Source organism: uncultured Thiodictyon sp. (assembly GCF_903828115.1).
In the GTDB taxonomy this organism is placed as follows: Bacteria; Pseudomonadota; Gammaproteobacteria; order Chromatiales; family Chromatiaceae; genus Thiodictyon.
In genome coordinates, this window is sequence record NZ_CAIKKU010000862.1 from 1 (window position 1) to 3,897 (window position 3,897).

Here is a 3,897-nt window from a genome sequence, read left to right on the forward strand (position 1 = left end):
GTGCCCGCCAGGGCGCAGGCGAGCCCATGTCGGCCGAGGCGCTCGCTCAGGCGGTGGGCCTTGAAGACTGAGCCGCCGCGGCTCGCCGTCTTTCAGCCGGGTTTCATCGAGGATTTGCACTACTGGGTCGCCACAGACCGCCGCACGGCAAAGCGCCTGCTTGAGCTGGTGCAGGCCGTATTACGAGAGCCCTTCGCGGGTATTGGCAAACCGGAGCCGCTGAAATATCTGGGCGGGGATGTCTGGTCGCGCCGCATCACCGCGGAGCACCGCTGCGTCTACCTGGTCAAGCATGACCGCGTCGAGTTTCTTCAAGGGCGATTCCACTACTGACGGCCTGGGAGCGGGGCGTTGAGAGATAAGGGAGATAAGGGGCCTAGCTCTATTGAATTCAGGCCGAATCAAACTCGCCTGCGTCCGGTGGATTGAATTGAGCTTGGCTCCTTTTCGCTCGCGGGCTTGCGCGTCCCGAAAGTTATCGTGGCGCGCCCCTATTTACTCGGCTGGTCTCGAATTCCGGCGGCGGTTTGTCTATTTCTTCCCGGAGCGAATACTGTGGTCTCGCCCCGGCCCCCCTTGGCGCCGATTCCCGCCCAAGATTTCTAGTGGTTATACATCTGTCTTCGTCGCAAAAATGCAGCAGGCCCGCCTTCCAGTATGTCCAGCACGCAACCTTTGGTCGCATCTGCGTCAATGGACCCGCGGTCTTTGGTCTTTCCGTAGTCGTTTTCGCGGAACATGGGAAGAATCAGCTCGGAATCGCCAAGCACAGCGATATTCGCGTTGTGAGTGACGAGAATCACCTGGCGCCGCTCTTTGATTGCGCGCAGGGTGGCGACAATACTGGAAAAGATGAATGCGTTGTCAAGGTCGTCCTCGGGCTGATCGATCACTAGCGGCACATTCGATTCAGCCAGCATAGCAATGGTCAGTAGTATCGTATGACGTTGCCCGTCCGAAAGCTGAAATACCGGGATTTCCTTCAGCGGAGTTGACTTTGTGCGAACCGTGATAATCGGTTTTGGGTGTTTCGCAAGGACCTGAAGCTCAAATAGAATACGCCAATAACAGAGTTTATCGACTATCTTCTCGGCCCACTCCATCGAAATCTTGGTTCTCTCGGCAATCTCCTGGCACTTCCGGTCCAATATTAAGTCGGCAAACTCCGACGGTGCAATGCGACTGCACACGCTTTCGATCAAGCTATCCGAAAAGTACGTTCCATGCATCTTATCTTGCATGAACGATTCAAAATCCGCAGTGATTCCAGCGTCATCGTACTTTACAAATATGGTGTAATCCTTGATTGTCGCGCCGAGATTAGCATTTATTCCTTTAAGCTGCACCTTCCGTCGCGCCGTCATTTCATCCCGAACTTGTTTCAGTTCGGCACGCAGATTTTTCCGTTGCTCCCGGCACTGTTTCAACTCGGTGACGCGCTGCTCGACCTTCGCAATTTGCGTGGCAACCGAAGTTTTCTGCCGAAGCAGCAATTCCAAACCTGGAATGTCCGTAGCGAGACCGCGAGCCTTTAAGTCTGCGAGCTTCTTCGCAACGTCATCACTCATACGCCGGTGGGCGATTTTCAACTCCCCGGCCAGTTGAGTAAGATTTCTTGCACAGGATCTAAGCAAGTCGTTTAGCTCCTGCTCCTTCTTCTTCACCGCCGCATTGTTGGTAGAGATGAGCGCTTCGATTGCCAGAATAGTTTTTTGCGAATCCTGGTCATCCGTGCAGGTTCCGGCTGTCGCCACAATCTGATCCAAGTTGCGCTGAATGCTCGACGAACTCCATCCAATATTATACTCTGTTGCAATTGCCTCGATGGATTCTCGAACGGTTTCTTCCGAGGCTAGCTTACTCTTCGTTCCGATTACTTCCCGCAAATTGCCGTCTTCTGCGACTTTCAGTTTTTTCTCAATTTCCTCAAGGGACTTCTTCTGTGCGGCCAGTTGTGCGAAGGCAGTTTCGAGGGGGTTTAACCGGCTCGCATTTTCACGTAGACCAGTTACAAGCGAATCCTCGGTTTCAAGAAGATCGCGCAGGTTCGTATGACGATCCAGGAACTGCTGAAATAAATCGGGATGTTTAAACGGATCTTCTGCGACTTTAGCAAGCTCGCCTTGCCCGAAATACTCGATACGGAATGCATCGACCGGCACATCGACCACTGATCGATCCTCTTTGGCTTTTACCTCGATATCGCCGCCGCGCGTGCGAACATAGCGGTAAAGGATACCATTTGCGTCCTCGCAGAACACCGTGACCGAATCGGGACAGTTGTCGTAATCCCCAAATTCGTCATTTAGGCCGAAGGCATATGCAATTGCGCGGATCGCTGTAGATTTCCCGGTCCCGCGTCCACCGATAAAGCAATTGAGGTTGTCGCTGAAGCGGATCCTTTCTTCATGGAGGAAGCCGCCAGTGATTGAAACACCGCAAACGCGCGGAATAGAGTGCGGAACCGAAGCACAGGCACGCACGCGAGCCGTTGGATCGACCAGTGCAACGCGCAAAGAATTGAAACTAAGCTCCGAAAGCTTGATTCTTGTCCATGGCTTGTTTGGATCTTGACGTTCAAATTGTGCCATTGAGTGCGCGTCGGAACCCTGAATATGAGCCAAGTGATGGCGTGCGGAGAGACCCTCCACCGACTCGCGGGCAGCAAAAATCTTTTTGCGCTCGTTTCCGTCTGGCCCCGTCTCATCGTGATCAGAATACCAAACCAAAGCCTCGACTGTATCAGATTCCAGGCCATAAAGCCCGGGACTGATAATGATATCTTTTTTCCAGTTCTGAAAGCCTGGAGCAAAGGCATCGAAGCCTGTCTTGTCCCGATCAATGTGAGCGGCAATGCTGATTCCACCAAGCTTCTCCACCTCGGCAATCGAGTCGGCCATCGACTTGGCGGTCCTGGTATTTTCGGCGCCCATTTCCCCGATCAGATCAAGCCGGGAGAGAACCTTAGTAAGGGCGTCGATGTTGTCTGGTGCAAAGTAGGCGAGAAGATGACCGTGTGCCGTGGTGATTTCGACGCCTGGCAGCACGAGAATCGTGCCAGGGTAATTGTTCTGGGCATGGTCAATTGCTCGTTGCACATTCAAGTTGGAATTGTGGTCCGTTATCGCAATAACGCTCAGACCCTGTCTAGCCGCTGAATCAATAATAGCCTCAGGGGTCATCGTTGGGTCCTTAACATCGTGCGATGCTCCGTAAGAATGGATATGTAAATCGACGCTTTGGAATCGAGCCCCGTTATCGATTGCCTGTATGTCCTTGAACTGAGCCATCGCTTATCTCGCTTTTCATCTATAGACACGATACATTATCGCTAATTGTAAGTCGCGTTCGCCTTGACCAGCCGCGCGGTCAGTGCGATCGTCGGTCATTCCCATTGTGGGGGATAAGGAGCCAGGCTCAATTAAATTTGAAGGCGGAAGAGATTTTAATTGAACCTAGTCCATTATCTTCTTTCACAACCTCTCAGACTACTTGCTCGCTCAGTCGAGCACCTGCGCAATGCTGTCCGCCGTCAGGATACGCTCCGACCAGATCCGCAGGTCGTCGCTGCCGGCGGTCTCCACCCGGCCGCGACAGCGCTGCGCGACGTCCGCGCCGAACCTTTTCTCGATCAGCCACAGGAGCAATGCGGCCTCGCCTTGCCGGACCCCCTGCTCAACCCCCTGCCGGACCCCCTGCTGGCGCCCCCGCTGGAGCCCCCGCCGGAGGCCCTTCTTGATTCCCGCACGTTCGACCGTCGTGATATAGGGCATCTGCTTGCTCGTCTCGAAGTCGTAGAGGTCTTTGCGAAAGGCGGCCTCGGCCTCCGCGGGTAGCCGGATCATCCAGTCGATGACCCGAAACAGCTCCAGGACCGTGCCGCGGTCGTAGCCGCGA

At 54.3% G+C, this 3,897-nt stretch carries 2 protein-coding genes and 1 pseudogene; 1 reads left to right on the top strand and 2 read right to left on the bottom strand.

Features of this window, described 5'->3' with window-relative positions:
- A partial coding sequence (locus QZY48_RS32335; protein WP_295438503.1) for a Txe/YoeB family addiction module toxin occupies nt 1-333 on the top strand: 333 nt, incomplete at its 5' end.
- A 269-nt stretch (nt 334-602) separates the two neighbouring features.
- Here QZY48_RS32335 and QZY48_RS32340 read toward each other — a convergent pair.
- Nucleotides 603-3,290 (bottom strand): TrlF family AAA-like ATPase, encoded by a 2,688-nt coding sequence (locus QZY48_RS32340; protein ID WP_295438505.1) that lies wholly within the window; start codon nt 3,288-3,290, stop codon nt 603-605.
- 210 nt (nt 3,291-3,500) lie between these two features.
- Nucleotides 3,501-3,897: pseudogene (locus QZY48_RS32345) on the bottom strand (hypothetical protein); the annotation flags it as partial.

Bases quoted from the DNA above. Each gene is read 5' to 3' on its own strand.
- QZY48_RS32340 (WP_295438505.1), bottom strand. From the start codon at position 3,290: ATGGCTCAGTTCAAGGACATACAGGCAATCGATAACGGGGCTCGATTC.